The 22,377-nt window shown below is 33.4% G+C and carries 20 protein-coding genes; all 20 read right to left on the bottom strand.

What is annotated here, in order from left to right; all coding sequences use genetic code 11:
• Positions 1-293: 293 nt before the first annotated feature.
• The gene (gene glmS, locus G5B12_RS08055) at positions 294-2,162 is read right to left on the bottom strand and encodes a glutamine--fructose-6-phosphate transaminase (isomerizing) (protein WP_118338479.1); all 1,869 of its coding nucleotides are present in this window, start codon (positions 2,160-2,162) and stop codon (positions 294-296) included.
• A 62-nt stretch (positions 2,163-2,224) separates the two neighbouring features.
• Positions 2,225-3,463, bottom strand: coding sequence for a nucleotide sugar dehydrogenase (locus tag G5B12_RS08050; protein ID WP_174088022.1), 1,239 nt, complete (start codon positions 3,461-3,463; stop codon positions 2,225-2,227).
• 42 nt (positions 3,464-3,505) lie between these two features.
• Positions 3,506-4,648 carry a UDP-N-acetylglucosamine 2-epimerase gene (gene neuC / locus G5B12_RS08045; RefSeq protein ID WP_055282566.1) on the bottom strand — a complete coding sequence of 381 codons (1,143 nt, stop codon included), beginning with the start codon at positions 4,646-4,648 and terminating at the stop codon, positions 3,506-3,508.
• Positions 4,649-4,660: 12 nt separating this feature from the next.
• Positions 4,661-5,341 carry an acylneuraminate cytidylyltransferase family protein gene (locus tag G5B12_RS08040; protein WP_055282569.1) on the bottom strand — a complete coding sequence of 227 codons (681 nt, stop codon included), beginning with the start codon at positions 5,339-5,341 and terminating at the stop codon, positions 4,661-4,663.
• A complete protein-coding gene (neuB, locus tag G5B12_RS08035; protein ID WP_055282571.1) occupies positions 5,334-6,365 on the bottom strand; it encodes an N-acetylneuraminate synthase in 1,032 nt (343 codons plus the stop codon). The genes G5B12_RS08040 and neuB overlap by 8 nt, the downstream gene beginning before the upstream one ends.
• Before the next feature lie 2 nt (positions 6,366-6,367).
• A complete protein-coding gene (locus G5B12_RS08030) occupies positions 6,368-6,988 on the bottom strand; it encodes an acetyltransferase (protein ID WP_055282573.1) in 621 nt (206 codons plus the stop codon).
• A 364-nt stretch (positions 6,989-7,352) separates the two neighbouring features.
• Positions 7,353-7,997, bottom strand: a complete 645-nt coding sequence (locus G5B12_RS08025) for a hypothetical protein (protein ID WP_174088021.1) — start codon at positions 7,995-7,997, stop codon at positions 7,353-7,355.
• Between the two features lies 1 nt (position 7,998).
• A complete protein-coding gene (locus G5B12_RS08020) occupies positions 7,999-9,135 on the bottom strand; it encodes a Coenzyme F420 hydrogenase/dehydrogenase, beta subunit C-terminal domain (RefSeq protein ID WP_117636409.1) in 1,137 nt (378 codons plus the stop codon).
• Position 9,136: 1 nt separating this feature from the next.
• Positions 9,137-9,937 (bottom strand): DUF2334 domain-containing protein, encoded by an 801-nt coding sequence (locus G5B12_RS08015; protein ID WP_117636408.1) that lies wholly within the window; start codon positions 9,935-9,937, stop codon positions 9,137-9,139.
• Positions 9,938-9,940: 3 nt separating this feature from the next.
• On the bottom strand, positions 9,941-11,080 hold the full coding sequence (locus G5B12_RS08010; protein WP_055282580.1) for a polysaccharide pyruvyl transferase family protein: 1,140 nt from the start codon (positions 11,078-11,080) through the stop codon (positions 9,941-9,943).
• A gap of 12 nt (positions 11,081-11,092) precedes the next feature.
• Positions 11,093-12,517: a lipopolysaccharide biosynthesis protein gene (locus tag G5B12_RS08005; protein ID WP_118238166.1), complete on the bottom strand. Its 1,425-nt coding sequence runs from the start codon at positions 12,515-12,517 to the stop codon at positions 11,093-11,095.
• Positions 12,510-13,733: a hypothetical protein gene (locus G5B12_RS08000; protein ID WP_117636405.1), complete on the bottom strand. Its 1,224-nt coding sequence runs from the start codon at positions 13,731-13,733 to the stop codon at positions 12,510-12,512. The genes G5B12_RS08005 and G5B12_RS08000 overlap by 8 nt, the downstream gene beginning before the upstream one ends.
• Positions 13,734-13,773: 40 nt before the next feature.
• Positions 13,774-15,081, bottom strand: coding sequence for a glycosyltransferase family 4 protein (locus tag G5B12_RS07995; protein ID WP_117636404.1), 1,308 nt, complete (start codon positions 15,079-15,081; stop codon positions 13,774-13,776).
• Between the two features lie 12 nt (positions 15,082-15,093).
• Positions 15,094-15,591 (bottom strand): acyltransferase, encoded by a 498-nt coding sequence (locus G5B12_RS07990; protein ID WP_055282588.1) that lies wholly within the window; start codon positions 15,589-15,591, stop codon positions 15,094-15,096.
• Positions 15,588-16,745 (bottom strand): hypothetical protein, encoded by a 1,158-nt coding sequence (locus tag G5B12_RS07985; RefSeq protein ID WP_117636403.1) that lies wholly within the window; start codon positions 16,743-16,745, stop codon positions 15,588-15,590. Before G5B12_RS07985 ends, G5B12_RS07990 begins: the two co-directional genes overlap by 4 nt.
• A gap of 2 nt (positions 16,746-16,747) precedes the next feature.
• On the bottom strand, positions 16,748-17,512 hold the full coding sequence (locus G5B12_RS07980; protein WP_055282591.1) for a glycosyltransferase family 2 protein: 765 nt from the start codon (positions 17,510-17,512) through the stop codon (positions 16,748-16,750).
• A complete protein-coding gene (locus G5B12_RS07975; RefSeq protein WP_272491531.1) occupies positions 17,512-18,258 on the bottom strand; it encodes a sugar transferase in 747 nt (248 codons plus the stop codon). Before G5B12_RS07975 ends, G5B12_RS07980 begins: the two co-directional genes overlap by 1 nt.
• Before the next feature lie 22 nt (positions 18,259-18,280).
• Positions 18,281-19,564, bottom strand: coding sequence for a DegT/DnrJ/EryC1/StrS family aminotransferase (locus G5B12_RS07970; protein WP_174088020.1), 1,284 nt, complete (start codon positions 19,562-19,564; stop codon positions 18,281-18,283).
• A 55-nt stretch (positions 19,565-19,619) separates the two neighbouring features.
• Positions 19,620-21,563: a polysaccharide biosynthesis protein gene (locus tag G5B12_RS07965; protein WP_244096061.1), complete on the bottom strand. Its 1,944-nt coding sequence runs from the start codon at positions 21,561-21,563 to the stop codon at positions 19,620-19,622.
• Positions 21,564-21,633: 70 nt separating this feature from the next.
• The gene (locus tag G5B12_RS07960; RefSeq protein WP_117636401.1) at positions 21,634-22,143 is read right to left on the bottom strand and encodes a hypothetical protein; all 510 of its coding nucleotides are present in this window, start codon (positions 22,141-22,143) and stop codon (positions 21,634-21,636) included.
• Positions 22,144-22,377 lie beyond the last annotated feature (234 nt).

The raw sequence follows: 22,377 nt of genomic DNA, 5'->3' as shown, positions 1-22,377 counted from the left end.
GGACAGGTGGCTCTCGCCACACCGGACTGGCGGCTCTGCCGCACCGTAATATTCATTACTATGTCAACATTCATGATTCCAGTATTTTGTTTATGATTCGAATATCTGCAGAAAACACAGTCAAAATTGCACATTTCCGTTACTTTAATTATTGGTGATATTACGCAAGCCATTACTCACCTCATAAAAATTTAATAGTATCTGACACCAATGGTCACTTCAATCAAATTGTGCCAATACTCTGGGCTGACATCCATCTCTATGCCAACCCAGAGTACTAATTTCAAATATTTTTATTCCACAGTCACACTCTTTGCCAGATTTCTTGGCTTGTCTACATCCAGACCTTTGGCTACACTAACATAATATCCCATTAACTGTAACGGAATCACTGCAAGGCTTCCTACGAAATGCTCATCAATCTTTGGAACGTATACTGCAAAGTTTACCTGATCTTCTATCTCATATTTTCCATATGTTGTTAATCCCATCAAGTATGCTCCACGACTTTTGCATTCCAACATGTTACTAATCGTTTTCTCATAAAGGTCACTTTGCGTTAATACACCAATTACCAAAGTTCCTGGTTCTATCAGGCTGATCGTACCATGTTTTAACTCTCCTGCTGCATATGCTTCCGAATGAATGTATGAAATTTCCTTTAATTTCAAACTTCCTTCCAGAGAAATCGCATAATCAATTCCTCTGCCAACAAAGAATACATCATGTGCATTTGCATATTTTGCAGCAAACCATTGAAGTCTTTCCTTATCCTGCAATATCTTCTGGATCTTCTCCGGAATTGTCAATAGCTCAGAAAGATAATTGTTGTACTGTTCTTCTGTAATCATATTTCTGACTTTTGCAAACTGAACAGCCAGACAGTACATTGCCGCAAGCTGAGCACTATAAGCTTTTGTTGTTGCTACCGATATTTCCGGCCCGGCAAGTGTATAGAATACTTTATCTGCTTCACGTGCAATACTGCTGCCAACAACATTTACGACTGCCAACGTTGTGATTCCTTTTTCCTTTGCCAGACGTAACGCCGCCAACGTATCTGCAGTCTCCCCGGACTGACTGATCACTATAACCAGAGAGTTTTTATTTAATGACATTCTTCTATATCTGAACTCCGAAGCAAGTTCCACTCTTACCGGAATATCTGACAAATCTTCTATTACATATTGTGCAGCCATTCCAACATGCCATGCAGAACCACATGCAACAATATAAATCTGATCAAATCCCCGAATTTCATCTTCTGTAAGTTCAACAGAAGATAAATCAATAGCATTATCTTTTATTACAGATCCTAAAGTATCCTTGACGGCCTTCGGCTGTTCATGGATTTCTTTCATCATAAAATGCTCAAATCCCGCTTTTTCAGCAGCTTCGGCATTCCACTTAATTTCTGTCGTCTGTTTTTCGATTTCATCTCCATCAAGATTATAGAAATGGGCTTCTCCCGGTGTTAATCTGGCAAATTCCAGATTACCAATATAATAGACATTCCTCGTATATTTCAAAATGGCAGGCACATCAGAAGCAACATAGGTTTCTCCCTCGGTCACACCAATAATCATCGGGCTATCTTTTCTTGCCACCCAGATTTCTCCTGGATAATCTTTGAACATAAGTTCCAGTGCATACGATCCCCGCACACGAACCATAGTTTTCGCAATTGCATCAATCGGACCCAGGTTATACTTCTTATAATAATAATCCACCAGTTTAATTACCACTTCTGTATCAGTCTGGCTATAAAAAGTATATCCATGTTTTAACAGTTTTTCTTTCAGTTCCGTATAATTTTCAATTATTCCATTATGCACTCCAACAACTTCTGATTCGACTTCCCCAGAACCTGATCTTGTACAATTTCCAGACACATGCGGATGAGCATTGATCTGGCTCGGCTCTCCATGTGTTGCCCAACGTGTATGTCCAATTCCGCATGTTCCTAATAACGCTTTCCCCTCATCTGTTTTTTCAACAAGATTACTCAATCTTCCCTTAGCCTTAACCACCTGTGCCAGATGCTCCCCATCTCGCACAGCAATTCCGGCTGAATCATATCCTCGGTACTCTAACTTAGACAATCCATTTAATAAAATAGGTGCCGCCTGTTGTCTCCCGGTAAAACCTACTATTCCACACATAAAAAATTCTACTCCTTAGCTCACAAATATGTATATGTCAATATTCCCCCTGGCATTGTCTTTTAGTCCCTCTTAAAAATATCCCTTGTGTATACCTTTTCTTTCACATCGTCCAGGCAAGTGTCATATCTATTTGCTATAATTGCCTGACTCTGTTCTTTAAATTTCTCCAAATCATTTACAACCTTGCTACCAAAGAAAGTACTTCCATCTTCCAGTGTTGGCTCATAAATGATAACCGTAGCTCCTTTTGCTTTGATTCGCTTCATTACCCCCTGTATAGATGACTGGCGGAAATTATCTGAATTTGATTTCATAGTAAGACGATATACACCAATCACAACCTCTTTTTCCATAGAAGCATCATAAGTATTTTCATCATCATAAGCATAATACCCTGCTTTCTGTAAAACACGATCTGCTATGAAATCTTTCCTGGTTCTATTTGATTCAACGATAGCAGACATCATATTCTGTGGAACATCTTCATAATTAGCCAAAAGCTGCTTAGTATCCTTTGGTAAGCAATAACCACCATATCCAAATGACGGATTATTATAATGTGATCCAATTCTTGGATCAAGACACACACCGTTAATGATCTGCTGTGTGTTCAACCCTTTCATTTCGGCATATGTGTCAAGCTCATTAAAATATGATACTCTGAGAGCCAGATATGTATTAGCAAATAACTTCACTGCTTCCGCTTCTGTAAATCCCATAATCAAAGTATCAATATTCTCTTTAATAGCACCTTCCTGTAATAATCCGGCAAATGTATTCGCAGCCTTTACAAGTCTAGCATTTTGAATATCCGTTCCCACAATAATTCTTGACGGATATAGATTATCGTACAATGCCTTAGATTCACGCAAAAACTCAGGGCTAAAAATAATATTGTCACAATGAAATTTTTCTCTAATACTTGCTGTATATCCTACTGGAATTGTCGATTTTATAACCATAATCGCATCTGGATTATATTCAATAACCAACTTGATCACAGCTTCTACTGCTGATGTATCAAAGAAATTTTTCTTACTGTCATAGTTTGTGGGAGCAGCAATAACTACAAAGTCCGCATCTTTATACGCTGATTTTGCATCTAATGTTGCCGTTAGATGCAATTTCTTCTCTGACAGATATTTTTCAATATATTCATCCTGAATTGGAGATTTTTTTTGGTTTATTAATTCTACTTTTTCTGGAATAATATCTACTGCCATCACTTCATGGTGTTGCGATAACAAAGTAGCTATGGATAATCCCACATATCCAGTTCCTGCAACTGCAATTTTCATATTCGCATACCTCCTGCTTTACACTTCTGTTTCTACTGAATTTTAGACTATATCATAAAATTCCTTTAAAATAGACGTTCCATTTTCTAAAATTTCTTTTGTCTTTTTATAATAATTTTCTGCAGTATTTTCTACATAATACGGATTAATTATTTTTTCATTTTTCCCGGTAATCTCTTTCATTGCCTGACCGATCATACTACTGTCGCAAGTGACATCAATAACACTGTTACCATGTACTCGTCCTCTTTGTCTATCTCCAATATTAATTGTATACCTTCCTAATGACGGTGTTTCAATAATTCCAGATGACGAATTTCCTATTAATGCCACAGAATTTTTTACTAAATATAAAAACGAATCTACATTCAAGTTTTCATAATAATACGCATTTTCATGTTCATCCACATAATTGAGCCATGAAGAACGTATGATATCAGATTTTGTATCTGCATTCGTCCCCATAAAAATAACACTCATTCCATTCATATTTTCCTGCAATGCAGTCAATACTTCTTTCACCTGATCTTCCATTTTCACATCAGTTAGTGTTTCGGGATGAAAAGCTACAACCCAGTATTTTTGTGGAATAAGTTCTTTTACTTTTTCAATTACTTTCTCTTCATCTATTTTGCAACAATTTTCTGCCCCTAATGCCCCAAGATAAAATACTCTTTTAGGATCTTCTCCCAACTGTATTACACGTTTTCTATATTCTTCTGTACTGGTAAAATGATACTGACTCATTTTGGTAATAGAATGACGTATAAATTCATCATAATTGCCATATGTAACTTCCCCACCATGTAAATGCAAAATTGGGATTCTTTGCATAGCTGCTGCAATCGCAACCGCCATCATTTCATATCTATCTCCAAGTATAATTAATAAATCAAATTTATTATTTTCAAAATAATTTCCAAAGCAATCTAAAGCTGTTGCCATGCAATGCATCACATTCGCATTACTGTCATTCTCTATATTTAGCGGAATCTCCAAATCGATTTTAAATCCATCCTGTCGTATTATATCTACAGAGTGACCAAACTTATCTTCTAAATGTGAACCTGTAACCAATACTGAAAACTCAATATCTTTGTCATTATCTAATAATCTTAAAAAATTTTTTACTATTCCATAATCTGCTCTTGAACCAGTCGCATACGCTACTCTATACTTTCCCATACTAACCTTCTTTTACTGATTTATAATAGTTTCGGCAATTTTAAAATCAAGTTCTGTATCTATATCTATACTGCGCTCTGCCGGCATTTTATATGCGTAACAATCTTCTCTATACAGATTTGTATTTTCCAAAAAAGCCTTCACATCTGCCATATAAATTGCCCCATTTATCCTATAAAACGTTTCTAATTTCTGTCTTTGTTTATTACTGTCTGCCCGCAAAAATCCGGATAACGAATTATTTTCTGGTAAAGTATTACTCCACAATGGCGAATGCTCCATTTCACAAACTGATACAACCGCTATTGCATCTTTCTCTTTAAATAATTCATAAGCTTTTTTTATATCTTCGTACTTTCGCAATGGAGATGTTGGCTGTAAAAGCGTAAATGTATCAAATACAATTCCCATCTCCTGATATTTTTTCAATACTTCTTTTACAACATCCCATGATGACGCTACATCTGATGCATTTTCTTCTGATCGATAAAAAGGTACTTCTGCTCCATATTGTATTGCAATCTCGCCATATCTTTCAGAATCCGTAGAAACCAATATGTGTGAATAAATCTCTGATTTCTTCGCTGCTTCTATGCTATATGCAATTAACGGTTTTCCATTTAATAATTTTATATTTTTATCTTTCAAGCCTTTCGAACCGCTTCTTGCAGGTATTATTGCTAAATTATTCATCTTCTCTATTCACTCCTTTACAAGAAATCAATTCATCTATTTCAAAATCTTTTTCAGCTTCTTTCCCCAACACCTCATACCAATGAATCGGAGAAATTCCATTTCCTGGTCTTTTACAAGTGATATTCTCTTCGGAAAACATTTCACCTCTCATGATTTTTCTTTTTGCTACAATAGATTTTCTTGCAACGAATATATTGCTTCGTTCAGATTCAGTCACTTCTTTCGTTTCATTTCCAAGCATAATTTCAGCTTTATGCACACCTACACACAATTCTTTTAGTTCTTCTGGTGTAATAGACGCTTTATGATCAGGTCCTGGCATAGCTTTATCTAAAGTAAAATGTTTTTCGATAAATTTAGCTCCCAATCCAACAGCCACAAGAGAAGCAACAATTCCTTCTGAATGATCTGAAAGTCCGATTTTCCAATCTGGTGCTAATTCTTGAAGCTTATTCATGGCAAGCAAATTCATATCTTCCGGCTCTGTTGGATATTGTGTATTACAATGTAATACCGTAAAACTTGTGTCTTTACTTTGTTGCAAAACATTTATTGCATATTTAACTTCATCAATCGTAGACATTCCTGTTGATAGAATTACTTGTTTATTTTGACATTCAATTGCTGCTACCCTCTGTAAATAAGGAAGATTTGTAATCTCTCCTGATGGTACTTTCCATATATTCTGACCGATTTTTTGCAAAAATGAAAAAGATTCAAAATCAAATGGCGTAGAAAAAATCTGAATATCTAAAGTAGAAGCATACTGTACCAATTCCAAATATTCAGTTTCCGTTAATGCCAATTTTTTTAACATATCTAGCTGTGAACCATTTCCATCATTTTTTTTCTGATATTCGGCTTTAGGGGCATATCTTGAAACAAGATTTTCTGGCACAAAACTTTGGAATTTAACTGCATCTGCTCCAGCTTCTTTCGCTTTTTTCATCATTTTTTTTGCCAATTCAACACTTCCATTATGATTGCAGCCAATCTCTGCAACAATTTGAATATCACTCATTTCTAATCTCTCCTCTTTATAACTCTAGCAGGTACACCTACTACAGTTACTTTCTCCGGTATATCTTTAATAATCACACTACCTGAACCAATAATTGCATTGGAACCGATTTTCAATTGACCGTTACACACAGATGAACTGCCCAAAAAAACACTATTTCCTACAATAACATTTCCATTTATGACAGAATTTGTTGATAAATGATTGTGATCACCCACTTTACATTCGTGTTCAATCAAAGCCTTTGTATTTATAACATTATTATTTCCTATCTCTGCATCAGCATTTATTACTGCCATTTTACCTACAAAATTCCCTATTCCCATTTTTGCACTGGCCGATATAATTGCTGAAGAATCAATAATATTGATTATGTTCAATCTTCGTTCTCTAATTCTGTCAAACCATAACTTACGGTATCCAACATCTCCAATAGAAACAAAATAACTATATTTTTCACAATTTGGAATATCTTCAAGTCCCGTACCCAAGATTGGTAATCCCATATGCATACCTTTTTTGTTGCTATCTATGAATCCACATAATTCATATTCTGATTTATTAATTGAATCTGCAACTGACTTTGCATGTCCACCAGCTCCTATTAAAATCAGTTTTTTCATCTAAAATCACCTCAAATCTATTTTCTAAGATACTCTCTCAGTTTATTCCAATTTTTTATACCTATTTTAACAAATGATGACACTATTCTTTTATTCATTTTTTACATATGTACATGTGGCTATCAATATAAACTTTTCCATTTAATCCACTCACTTTTATTCTATAAAATCGTTCTTTACTTTATCAAAAATTTCCTTACCCTCAAGACAAGATTGTGAAAAATAAATTTGTGAAACAAATTCCATACCATATCTCATTTCCAAAATATTTTTTATATCTCTTATCCTTTTTGATACAGCTTTACTATCCTCAATCATATATTCTGGTTCATCTAACGTAAACTGTATAAGTTTTCCTGCTTGATTAAGCTTTATGCCCCCCCACGAATAATGGACTCTGTAATCTATATCTGTGTACACTTTTTATATTAACCATTAAATCCAATTCGGATAATTTTTCATTTTCAGGCACAATACAACAAAAAGTATCTCCCGTTTCAATTAACCATTCTTGTATTTGTAAATATGCATTATAGACTTTTTTCAAAAAATCTGCCGATATTTTCTTTTGTAAATACCAATCCAAATTACCTGGATTTTTGCTTTTTCTCTTCAAAACTCGAACATTTATTTTATGTTGATCTGTATATAAATTCATCCCCATTCTATGATTACCATCTAGAAGCCTCATATCCTTATCTACTATAAATAAAGAATTCGGATCATATCCTTTGCTTTGATATGATGTAATTAATTTTGAGAAAGCCATGTTCCCATCTTCCTCCCGATGTTTATTACCATATGCTGCCCTACTAACCGTATTTTGCCATACAAATGTTTGTTTATTATATTCTACATAATCCTTTATATCCAAATACCTCGTAGTAGCTAGAAACTGATTATGTTCTACATTTCTTCTTAAATTCATTATATCTCCAATAGAAGCACTACATGACTGAGCTGTTCTACTATCATATAAATCTACCAACATCTTTTTTATACTAAACATTTTAATTTTCTCCTCCCAATACTTTCCATTTTATACGATTCAAAATAGTTGGTTTTGCATACTTTTCTGTCCAGAAATGAATATTCGCATCTGATTTTTCTAACTTCTTTTCAAAACTCTTCTGAAAAGTATTTCGTGGCGCTGGTAATATAATTCTTGGATTATTACGAATTATTTCTTGGCTATCTACATTTCTAATTAAAAAGTATTTTTCTACTTCATTAAAAATTTTTTTTCCTTTTTCAGTCAACACTAATACTGCCGAACACCCAAGACTATCTGTAAATTCGGGACATACTTTTTCCATTCCCCACGCATCTCCTATCAATAGATCACTCATAATATTCTGTCCCTTATATTCGCAACTCAAACATCTATTTCTTTCAAACAAACCATCTGTAAAGCATTTCAAAAAGTAACCATCATTTTTTCTAAACGTTATATGTTCAGTTCCATTCTTAAATTGAAACTTCAATCCATAATTTAAGCATCCTTTTGTTTTATCTCTCATAGACACTTTAATAATTGAACTTTCACTCATTCTTTCCTCTTCAGCTAAATATTTTTTCCATATTTTACGTTCTATAGATCCATGACATACAACTGCCAGCGTAATTAATTTATCACTTTTAACACACTTTTTTACTGCTGCAACTTGACATGGGACTCCTGAAAAAAGTACTATTTTTCCCTTTTCTACAATCTGCTTGATTTTCACTATGCAATCATTTAAGTCACTTTTCACATATTTTGATCCCATCATTTTTTTGCAAATTTCTATCTCATTAGAAACAATATGTTTGGGCATAAACTTGTCATCATATATACAACCACAAACATATCCGTCCATTTCTAATACTTTTTGTGCTATTTGAAAAAAAACACCGCCTGACGAACTTACTTTTCTGATTTCATTGTTTTTGTTTTTAACTATATATCCCTCAATACAATTCAGTTCTTCTATATCTTCAGGTTTATTCAATTCAATACATACTCTTTCACATCTATTGCAATTAATACACTTTTGCAAATCAATTTCTGGATGTATGTTTTCATCAAATGATATTGCTTTGGTTGGACAAGCTTCTGCACATGCTGAACAAGAGTAACATTTTTCTTTAAAATCAAAATTTATCATATTATTTAAAACACTCACTTAAAGGAACTATTTCTGCACCATCTTTAATTACATAATTATATATTTGTTTAATTAACTTTTTCGCTTTTTCATCTGTATTTAATTGCCAATAATGAGTATATATAACAAATGGCACTTTTCTTGCTTTGCAAATATGGTACTCATAAATCAGCCGTTCATAATTATCTATTGTATATGCATTCAGTTCTTTATGCTTTCCATAGTTCATAATACCTGGATACTGTACTTTTTTTACTATCCTAAATCCCCAACGAATTATAAAATTATATATATATCTTAAATTTACTTTTCTATCTCTCACCCCAATAATGCCAGAGTAATTCATTTGAAGATCTTCTAATACTGAAATAGCTTTTTTATCAATACTATTATTAGGTGCAACAAATACTGATATATTCATACCTAACAATTTCTCTAAATGTTTTTTTCCTTTCGGTATTTCCTCTTTTAATTGACTACTACTTTTCCATTTCATTTCAGCAAGCCATTTGTTTTCACTTAGCTGATATTCATGTGAATAGCCATGTAACAATATATCAACTTTTCCCTGTTTATATTTTTTCTTTAAATATTCTAATAATTCTGTATTTTCAGCTATATCATAATATCCCATTCCAATTTCTTTTCCATATGGAAACACATCATCTCTATGAACTGGAACCGTATACGGCACAACTGAAAGAGATACACAATCATCCTCATTTAAAAAATCATATGCTCTTTGTAAATCTTTAGGTTTTGTAAAATATGATGTATCATCATCCCGAATAGCAACTTTCATTTTTTATCCTTTCGTCATCTCGAATAACATGTTTTCTAAATACTCAATCGAATCCCTTCTCTGTTCCTCCAAAATCGGAATCACATTTTTGTAATCTATAGAAATATCTTCTGCAGTCAAATTATCCATATTATGAATTATTCTATTTGATAATCCAAAGATATTTAAAGCACTATATAATCTGGAATTTTCAGATGATTCCTCTGAATCACTGCTTTTACAAAAAGAGAAAAAATTTCTTTGGAAATTTATCGAAAACATAGTTCCATGAAATGAATCTGTACAAATTAAAGCAGCTCCTCTTATCAATGATAAAAATTCTTTAGGACCTCCCCATACTTTTTTATAATCATTATTTTCCATTTCTAAATATGCTGCCGGAAGACTTATTATTTTCCAATTTGTTAATTTTTGTATCTTTTCTACAGCCCTTCTATGTTCTGATTTTTCTCCCAAAAAATAAACCAAAATATATGGCTCTTTAGGTATCTCAAACTCGCAATATTTTCCCCACTCTTTAGCAGATAATAACAATGTTGGATCTAATACACATTTAACTTCTTTTTGTGTAATACGGCTTAACAATTGCGCTCCATCCTGCTCTCTGCATGATAAAAAGGAAAAATTAGATAATTTTTTTCTATATTCCTTTTCTTTCTCGTCAGATAATGATTTTACCGCTAAGCTCGGACCATAACTGCCTTTTTTCGATTTGTTTTCAACAAATGGTAAAAAAAATGCTTCCGGCGAGTTCGCAACAAAAGGATTCCAAGTCTGGTCACTACCTACTACATATCCATCATATACTGGTGGATTTTCCATTAACTGCTGTGTGGTTGTATATTTCTTTTTTCCTACATGCAAATATGTTTTATAAAACTGTTCAAATAATTCATTCTTTTCCTTTATTTTTTCTCTCGAATCAGCCAACGCTCGATATTTTTTTCTTTCTTTAATATACACTGGCATTCTTTTTATTCTTAATTTAAGCATTTCATATCTTGATAGAGAATTATCTTGTTTAAAATCTATTAACTCTGCCTGATAGCCTAGTTGTTCTACCTTTTCCTGCAAGGCAAGAGCCTGCAGCATTGTACCGTAATTATAATAATGATGATATGTAATTATTCCTATTGTTTTCATAATTTATTTCTCCTAACGATGTAAATATTTTGCTAACATTATTTTTCCTTTTCTCATTATATTAATTATCAATTTTCTATTAGCAGCAATCAAAGCAACAAGAATTATTAATTGTATTATTACAGGCACTATAGTAAATCCACCTAAACAGACTATGAATTGTACAACTAACAAGATATACATTATTGTATGTTTTAGAAAATTCACTCGTATATGTATATATCTTTTACTTCTTTGTAATCTAACTAACCAAATAACAATATTAGACACAAGTGTTGCAACTGCAGCACCCATTACACCAATATAAGACACTAATACAAAATTTAATATGGTATTTACGACTGCACCTATCATAGTTGAATATGAGAATATTTTAGTATCTTTTACTGCTGTAAAAATGCTCCCTAAAAAGCCAGCCAAACCACCAAAGACGAAAGAAATCATCAATGGAGGAACATATTTCCATGCTACAAAAAAGCTCTTTGCATATAAAATATGTGCAAATGGAATAGTTAATATAATTAACATTGAACAACACAAAACTAAAAAACCATTATATGCCTCATACATATCAGCAACAAAATGATCACTATCTTCTGGATCAAAATCTTTTATGGCTGATAACTGCCATGCCTGCGTAAATATATCACTACATGCAGTCAGCATAGTCGGTATTTTATATGATACCGTATAAATTCCATTCGCAGTTGCACCTAAAATCCATGTAACAATATATCTATCCGATGAACTATTAATCCACCAACCAATTTTATTAAAAATTAATGGGAACCCAAATTTTTGCAATTCCTTAACTGTAGTTTTATTTACTTTATTAAACTTAATGTGTTTATGTATTTTCAGTCGTACAGATCCCCAAGCTACAGCCATAAAGGTTCCCAGGTAATTAGCTATTAAATATCCATTTAATCCACACTTCAGCACAACCAACAAAACAACATTTAATACACATGATGCTATTGTGGTAATCAAACTCATTTCAACCATATATTGTACTTTATCAATGCCTCTGGCATAATTAGTCAGTACATTATACAGTCCTGTAGACAATACCATTAAATAAAATGCAACTAAATATGATGTATTAATTTTAAAGAAAGGAAGTATTCCTATTATAATTGTACAAATAGCACATAACACCATTCCCTTCAGGCAAACAAATAACCCGCTTGATATTACTTCATCGGATTCATACTCTTTATCAAAGCAAAATCTTAATATTGCACTTTCGATGCAAAGGATAATGATTGGTAATACCAAATTGGCAGAAGTACTTACTATGTCCCCGATTCCATAGTCTGCTGTGGATAAACAATTAGTATATAAAGGAACCATAAGGAATGCTATTATCTTAGGACCAAAACTACTTATCCCAAACAAAATAAAATTTTTCGATAAATATTTATATTTCTTATTCATATGAATTGCTCGTTACTCCTTGCCCCAACGTCACTCTAATAAATGATGTTCTTTCTACTGAGCATAACATCACCGCAAATTGCGTTACGAAAAGACTATTCCAAAATACCGATTGACCAAATATTGAAATGATACATGTTAAAACATAACATTTACTATATAAATCTGATTCTTTCCATATATTCCAAAAAAGTTTCAAATATAAAAGCAATCCAAATACACCGTAAATTAACATGCAATTTCCAATAGCATTAACAAAGCCCAAATATGAAAGATTAAGACTTAATTTATATTTACTTAATGCCACTTCTCCAGAACGCATATAATTCTCTACATTCATATATGGTATTCCTAATACTTTATAGATCAAAGGTGCAGCCCAAAACAATTGAAATCCCAACACAAGCCTAACTGAATTAGATGTATTTGTAACCGAAATATTCGTCAACTTATTTAATGCCATTGAAAAAATACTCAAGTTTGAAAATGCTCCTATACCTATTATCAAAACACCTACTATCATTAACGAATTAAAATATTTCCCTTCGCTTCTGGCACTTACAAACGCATAAAACAGCCATATTACTCCGGTCATTAATATTCCCGTTGAAGATGTCGATAATAAAATGCTTATCGAAATAAATACCATCCAGATATGCTTTTTTCTTTTCATACACATACATAAAAGCGGTAATATCCATGTACAGTATGCTGCCGGTTCTAAAAAGAAAGAATGTGGTCTATCATAACCCAATAAATAATTTTCGCTATTTGACTGCAAAAATGGAAATATATTAATTGTAGACACTGATTGTCCCAATATATATACCTGGAAAGATTGGTAAAAAATTCCAGCCATAACAATAATTCCTATAATTTTCCAAACCCTAAATAGATTTTCTTCATCAACTTTTTTATATATACACGATAAAATTAATAAGTATAAAACTCTCTCTACCCAGAGTCCTGTATTAAATCCAGTTATAAACATCCTGAAAAAATCATGTACTATCATAAATAGAAAAAATATAAATAATGGTTTATATAAATAAAATTCTCTATATTTTATAAAATAAATAGCTACAACAGCAATTACACAAATTAATCCTAAATGAAGACCTGCAATTTCATACTGATTGATCAGGCAAAACAATGGGATAAAAATTTCCATCAAACTTATCTTCTTTTTTTGTCTATTATTTATTCCTTCATTCATTATTTTCCCTCACATCAATAAAATCTTTCTAAGGCTTTGACTACGCCATGACCTCTTTATACCAATTCACATATTTTTCAGACATAATATCAATCGAAAACATATTACCTATTTCAATAATCTCTTCATATTTCCAATTTTTATCCAATGCTGTCTTTAATGTATCTGTAACTGATTCATTACTTCTATCTTTTACTTTTAACATTGCTTCTGGATAATATAAATCCTGTGTTGCATCTAAATCCTCAAAGGTAACGCATGGTACTCCATGCATATATCCCTCAACAATAGGCAATCCAAACCCATCATTTAAACTCAAAAATAAATTTACATCACAGAATTTCCAAAAAATATCCATTCGATCATTAAATCCGCCTAAAATAACATTTTTATGTAATTGATATTCCACAATTTTTTTTCGGACTTCTCCATTATCTACTTCTCTTCCCCAAAGCACCAACAGGGTGTTTTCAAATACTTTTGTATTTTTCAATATTTCTACTGCTTGCATTTGATTTTTGTTTTTGGTTATATTTCCCACGAAAAAGAGAATTTTCTTACCATTTTTTTTGCTATGCTGCAAATAAGCATATGTATCACTCAACTTTGGATATAAATCATTCTGATTCAAACAATCGCTATAATATTCCTGAAACTTTTCTTGCGTTAAAGTGCCTTCTTCTCGAATAAACTTTGTATCATTTTCATCGTTTTTTTTCGTTCCATTCGTAATAACAGTGATATTATTTGCTTTTTTTCCTAAATAGTTTTCTTCTATTCTGGCTTTCATACCACTACTAATTACACTAATTGGTATATTGTTTTTTTCTGCTTTTATTAAAAAATCACGTTCTATCTGCTTTTCATATACCGGTGCAGAAACCGAATCATTCAAACCAATTAAACCATGTAAAGTAACTGTATACCTTACTTTCATTTCTTCACAAATTCTAATATAGCTTTCTGTAATAGTTCCTATACCATGTATATGAACTATATCCGGTTTTTCCATTTGAATTTGTTTTCTAACATATCCACCATCTACTTCATAAAAAACATGTCTGGCTCTATCTTTTACTGTAACACCATTCGCAAAAAATGCTTTTATTCCTATTAACCAATCCTTTAATTTTGCATTAGAAAAGAACTGTCCCCATGTATGAGAAAGGATTTTAAAATTCTTTTCATTTTTTCCCTTTGTAATAACTCGTGTTAATAAAACAACATTTTCTAATTCGGCCACTGAACTTACTATATTTTGAACCATTATTCCAAATCCAGTCTTATTTTTAGTAAATTCAATTATATTGTCATCATATATATACGGAGCAATAATCATTACTTTCATTTATATCGTCACCTAAAAAAATTTGTTTTCTGATTTTAATTCATAATAATGTTGTTCGTTTCTCATTTTAAATACTTTCGCCGGATGTCCTCCTGCAATTGAACATGATGGAATATCCGATACAACAACGCTTCCAGCTTGAATAATAGCCCCTTCACCAATTTTAACCCCTTGTAAAATTGTAACATTTTGCCCAAGCCAAACATTATCTTCTATCACGACATCACCGTCTATAGTCGTTTCGTCATAAGGAATAGATTTTCCCTCATAGTTATGATTAGAGGTTAATATCAATATTCCTCCTCCTGAATGAAAATTATTTCCAATAGTAACATTTCCATTTCCTGTAACTTTCATCCCATTAAAATGACAATTATCTCCGATATAAGTCTTAGATGTAAATTTACTCCAATGGTTTATATGTAATCCCTTTCCATATTGCTTGGCTGTTTTTTTACATAGATTTGTATAAAAACCTGTTCGTATTTTTTTTATAATTTTTCCTATCATACGCTTTTCTCCAATACTTCTGATAAAAGTCTATGTTCCTTATAAAGACAAACATATCCCAATTCTTTCAATTTATTAAAATTTTCAGGATTACTCATATTATCTATTATTATTGGAATTGAATTGCATAATGCCTGATTCAATACCGTTGAATAAAGCGAAATTGCGGCACCAGATTGTAATAAAGATTGCTCTATCGAAATTTGGGTTGTATCCTCTACATCTGCAAAAGTAAATATCTTTTTAACAATATCCATATTAGAATATCTCGGATGTGGACGTATTGAAATTTTATTTCCACTCTTATATAACTGTTCCAATATTTTTGATATTTCCTTTAATACCTCTTCCGATTCTGCACCTAAATAATATGTATAATCATATTTCTGTGTTCTGATCAGCTCTCCATCGAATTTCAAAGAAGCCGGAACTTCAACAACAAACTGATTTTTATCTGCCTTCATAGAAGCTAATATTTTTCCATAGTATTCATCCCAAATATAGCATTCATCAAATTTAAAGAACGAATCTCTCATATAGTACATTTTTTCTCCATGCATGACATCTATATGCTTGATATTTCTTTGTTTACAGTAAGCTGTCAGTACTGAAGACGTAAAAGAGTATTCCGCACAAACCGCTATTGCTTCAGGTGAATATTCTTCAATGGCAAAACTATATCTTCCAATTTTAATCAAACATTTTAAAATAAACTGCCAAGAAAATGGATATCTACATATTATTCCTTTTATAAACTTTTTATCTTTTGCAGTTAATAAAGTTCCTTCTACCGGATTACTTTCAATTGCTTTATACCTTTTTTTCAAAGACTTTGGCAAAATGTTTTCCGGTTTACCATCTCTAAAAAATACCAAGTTTTTATGCTCTAGCCGATTCACCTGAACCTTTTTTCCATATTTGAACCAATAGAGAATCGCCACTGGAAATGAAACCAGATTTAACAAAAAAGTGATTCCTTTTCCATTAAACTGCATCTGACACTTATACTGAAAATACGATCTTTCAATCTCATCTCGTGGATTTCCTAATTTAGCAATGTATTTTTTTTGTTTACTGACATCATATGAGAATAATGCGTCTTGCCTTCTTTCCAAAAGAACAGCCATTTTACGCAGCATATCATTCATACCCATAATTAACTCACCTTTTTAACGTACCGCACCTTTTTCCAGCATCCATAAATTAAATTTTGTAAAGTCAAAAATAACGATGCAATACTATTCTTATTATCTGCTTCCTTGAATAACTTATAGTGCCATTTTACTAATTTTAAATAGCCATGATTAGATATTGATCCTGACCGTTTTCTATACTGCGCCAGCACTTTATCATAATGATAACAGTTTGCCTTTTTGATTACTTTCAGCCACATGGCATAATCGTTATTCTTTTTAATATCTGCAATCTGTATTTTGCCAATCTTCTCCGCATCATACATTACGGTCAAACACCCCGGCCAACAATAACGATACATTCCCATTTTCGTAATCTTCTTAGGTCCGGTTACTTTCACTCCATTCGTCACATCATTTTCATCAATTTCTTCATAACTAGTATATGAAAAAGAGTATTTATTTTTTTTCATATACTTTATTTGTTCTTCCAGCTTAGTCGGATACCATAAATCATCACTGTCCAAAAATGCAATCCACTTACCCTTTGCATTTTTTAATGCTTTATTTCTTGATACGGCAGCACCAGAATTTTTTTTGTTTTTTAAATAAATAATTCGGTCATCATCATACTTCGATACAATCTCATCTGTATTATCAGTTGAACAATCATCAACTATCAACAGTTCCCAATTTTTGTATGTTTGCTCTAATACAGATTCTATTGTCTTACTAATAAATTTCGCAGTATTATATGAGGGCATTATTATTGAAACTAACTCGTTCATTACTTCAATCCTTTTAGTAGTTCTTTTGCTTCGTTCTGTTTTTTATCGTATTCTTCTTTACTTATCTGTTTTGTTTGGAGAAGATAATCCCCATAATCTGCAGCAGTTACACTACCTTCTTCTGTAATTCCCTCCTGCTTAATAAATGCTTTTTCAACAGTTTTAAAAAGAATTTTTAAATCACGCCCAAAAGAAACATGTTCTATATACTCCAAGTCATACTGCAATTTTCTATCCCATGAAATTGCATTTCTGCCACTTACCTGTGCAAGCCCAGACAATCCAGGTTTTGCAGTATGACGCATTCTTTGTTCTTCTGACATAAACACCATATCTCGAACTAACTGCGGACGTGGCCCTATCAGTGTCATCGTGCCATTTAAAATGCAAAATGCTTCTGGCAGTTCATCCAAAGAGGTAGATCTAAGCCATGCACCAAATTTTGTCAGACGCACTTCATCGGGCAGCAAGTTTCCCTCTGCATCTTTCTTGTCTGTCATAGTCCGAAATTTATACATTTTAAAAATTCGTTCTTTTCCCGTTTTCGGATCAATCAGTCCAGGTCTATATTGAGTAAACAACACTGGACTTCCCAGTTTGATTCGAACCAGCAGAGCGATGATTGCATACAGCCAACAGAATACAATAATTGCCAATCCAGAGCAAAAAATATCAATCGCTCTTTTTATGTATCTTTCGTAAAATCCCATTTTACGGTACAATTTATGATTTTTTTCTTTCTTCATAAATCTCTCCTAAAACACTTCCTTATTCAAAGCAAGCCTTTATTACTTCAATAATTCTATCCTGCTGCTCTGCTGTCATTTTATTGTCACTTGGCAGACATAATCCTCTTGTAAAAATATCCATACCTACATCAGCTACTCCGCCTGCAATATACGCATTTGATCTGGCACGTCCGTTTCCATCTCTGACAACAAATGGATTCAAACGATAAATCGGCTGCATATGCATTGGTTTCCAAATTGGACGCCCCTCAGCATTAATAGATGCAATCGCTTCCAGAATCTCTGTCGGGCAAGACTTTCCTGTTTCTTTTACATAGCACACATCCTGCTCGCCACGAACCTGTTTGCACATGGCTTCCTTATTAATAATCAGACAAGACAGCCAATAGTTTGGTTCAGAGTTTTCCAGATCCATTGGATTCATAGATACCGGCAGTCCTTTTAAGCCCTCTTTATATCTCTCATAAATTGCTTTCTTCTGTGCAATATGTTCTTTCAGGTAAGGGAACTGTCCACGAACAACACCAGCAACCACATTACTCATACGATAGTTGTATCCCAGTTCTTCATGCTGATACCATGCAGCATTTTCCCTCGCCTGAGTAGACCATTTACGAACCTTATTTGCTGCTTCTTCATCATCTGTCAGGAAGCATCCACCAGCACTGCCGGTAATGATCTTATTTCCATTAAAAGAAATAGTGTTATATTTTCCAAATGTACCTGTCTGCACGCCTTTATATGTAGCTCCCATAGATTCTGCTGCATCTTCTACTAAAATGGCACCATGCTTTTTAATGATTGCATTTAACTCATCTACTTTACCAGGTGTACCATACAAATGTGCAACCACAACTACTTTTGTATCTGGATAAATTTCAAATGCTTTTTCTAACGCAACCGGATCCATATTCCAAGTATCATACTCTGTATCAATAAATACAGGTTCTCCGCCTTCGTAGACTACCGGATTTACAGTTGCATCAAATGTCATATCAGAACAAAATACTTTTTTCCCTTCTAATGCACCATGTCCAACTTTCGGCATTCCATATGCTTCAATACCAGCCAATTTCATTGCAAGATGAAGTGACGCTGTTCCTGCTGATAATGCAACTGCGTATTTGCAGCCGATATATTCACATGCCATTCTTTCTACTTCATTGATATTCTTACCAACTGTGGACATCCAGTTTGTTTCATACGCTTCTTTCACATATTCAATTTCCGGACCATGCATGGTTGGGCTGCTCAACCATACTTTAGACTCAAATTTTTCAAATTTATTATTTTCTTTAAACATAACTTTCTACCTCTTTTCGCCTAATCTCATTTTTTCAGAATGTATTAACTTGTTATTAAGCAATCTCTTTATTTACGTCTTCCGGTCTTTTAAATGTTGGAACAACACTTCGGAGAGCTTCTTTTGCAATCAGATCATCACCTGTATCACATGCATCTCTAAGTACATTAATCTTTTTATAGATTTCTTCTTTACTCAGTGCATTATCTCTTTCAATGAAAATCATACTGTTGTCTGTTTTATCGAGTTCTTCTGTCTTAACTAACAGTTCCTCATACAACTTTTCTCCTGGCCTTAATCCAGTTTCAACAATTTCAATTCCCTGGACACCAGATAAACGGATCATATTCTCTGCCAGATCCATAATCTTAACCGGTTGTCCCATATCCAGAACAAATAATTCTCCATTATTCGCAATCGCCCCACTCTGAAGAACAAGCTGTGAAGCCTCTGGAATTGTCATAAAGTATCTGATAATCCTCTTATCTGTAACAGTAACCGGACCCCCATTTGCGATCTGACGCTTAAACAACGGAATAACTGATCCTGCACTGCCCAGTACATTTCCAAATCGTGTAGCACTGTATTTTACTTTTCCATGTGTACTTGCACTCTGCACAATCATTTCACACATTCTCTTTGTCGCACCCATAACGTTGGTTGGATTGACCGCTTTATCTGTAGATACCATCATAAAGCGTTCTGCTCCGTATTCCTCGCAAAGCTCTACAAGATTCTGTGTGCCGAATACATTATTGTAAATGGCTTCCACACAGTTATGCTCCATTAACGGAACATGCTTATGAGCTGCTGCATTAATGATGATCTGTGGGTGGTATTTCTCAAATACTTTCTCAAGAGCTTTTCTATGTGTAATAGAGCAAATCTCAATCTGAAGATCCAAACGGTTTCCGTAAGCAATCTTTAATTCCTGTTGAACGTCATATGCACCATTCTCATAAATATCTAAAATGATAATCTTCTTTGGATTCATCTTTGCCAACTGTCTGCAAAGCTCTGATCCAATGGAACCACCACCGCCAGTGATAAGTACTATCTTGTCTTTGTAGTAAGCATTTGTTCTTTCATCAGAAACCACTAATGGCTTTCTAAACAGAAGTTCTTCAATATCAAATTCTCTAAGATGCCTCTTTCCACCTGCAGTGTACATGGTCGGATAATCGTAAACCTTTAACTTATATCCTGCGTTTTTGTAATATTCATAAAGAGCTTTCTTCTTTTCGGCATCCATAGATGGAATAGCAAAAATAATCTCCTGCACTTCAAACTCTCCTAACTTCTGAAGTGTTGCCTCATCTTCTGACCAAACTGGAATGTCATGAATTTCACGCCCAACTTTCTCTTTGTTTACATCAATAAATCCCCTTGGAATATAAGCTGCTTCTGAGTTATTCAAAAGTTCCTCAGCTAAACTGACTCCTACTCGACCAGCGCCAATAATTGCAACTTTGATTTTCTGAACTTCTTTTTCATTTCCTGCCTCTATACCAGAAAACATATGTAATAATGTAGAAAGAATTTTTCCTCTTGTTGTTTCCTGATTTCCGCACTTATATGCGTAGCGATACATCATACGAAGTGCTAAAGCCCCTAAGAGATTGAGGCAGACAAGCGAAAGCATTCTGGCAAATGTAATTTTTTGAACTGGAAGTAATAACTCCAGACACAGATAGGCAACAAAAGCAATAGAATCGGTAAACAGCAGCCGGATATAACATTGTATCCCACCATATCTCCATACCTGCCCATATATTTTACCAATAAGACGTGCTACAAAAATACACAGTACAGAGAGGCATACTTGTTGAAGTATTCCTGTAGTTGATAACTTATCCATTCCTCCGTACAGCACCAACAGTATTACTGCTACTACTGCATACACAATCAAATCATACCCGACCAGCATCCATCTGATATTTGGCGTACTGTTCTGCTTTATCCGATTCACGTTCATATTATTCTCATTCGCTCTATTCATTGTTTACCCCCCCCCCCCCACGAAAATTGGGCGGGTTTCATCCTTTCATAATTCTTTTCAATTTCGTGATTTACTTCTTTTCAAGCGGTGTAAATAAAACAGTTCCCTGCTCTGTTTCAGTTCCCATTTCAAGTACACTTGTTGATTTCACAATCGTTCCAGATTTTAATGTACAGCTATCTCCAATAAAGCTATATGGCTCCACTACTGTATTAGCACCTATAACTGTTGCCTGACCGATAGTGCTTCCACAACCAACAACTGCTCTCGGCTCAACAATACAACCAGGCATTAAATTAGCTGATGGAGAAATTGTAGAATCCATATGGAATAAAACCGGAATATTATAAAGTGTTTCTAATTTCTTATTCCATTCAAGTCTTTCTGTTCCATCATCACATGCAGCTATCGCACAGTTATATTCTGGATAAAAAGTTTCTACTTCTTCCAGTTTTCCAATAGCACCTTCTCTGTCATTATCTACAAAGGAGATTTCTTCAAAGCAACCCATTGACTCTGCTATCTCTTTCACATAATCTCCATATCTTTTAGAGGCTACAATTAATAATTTTCTTCTCATTTTCAATACACTCCTCATAATTATTTATTTTTATTAGGTAAGTTTTTCAACACGACGACTAGCCTGTGAATGTTCTTATTAAAAAGATCATTCGCAGGCTAGGTCAAACCTCCTTATCATAATTTTTCAGCTTATAGTGTGGGTCAAAATAAGCATCCAAGAAACCATTCTTTTATATTTGTTCCCCCGCTCAATCGACACAACACAAAGAAAAATTATCATAACAAAATTCGA

The organism is Blautia sp. MSK.20.85, from assembly GCF_013317245.1.
GTDB lineage: Bacteria > Bacillota > Clostridia > Lachnospirales > Lachnospiraceae > Blautia_A.
Note: the sequence above shows the minus strand (reverse complement) of the source record. Positions and strands in the feature narration are given on the sequence as shown.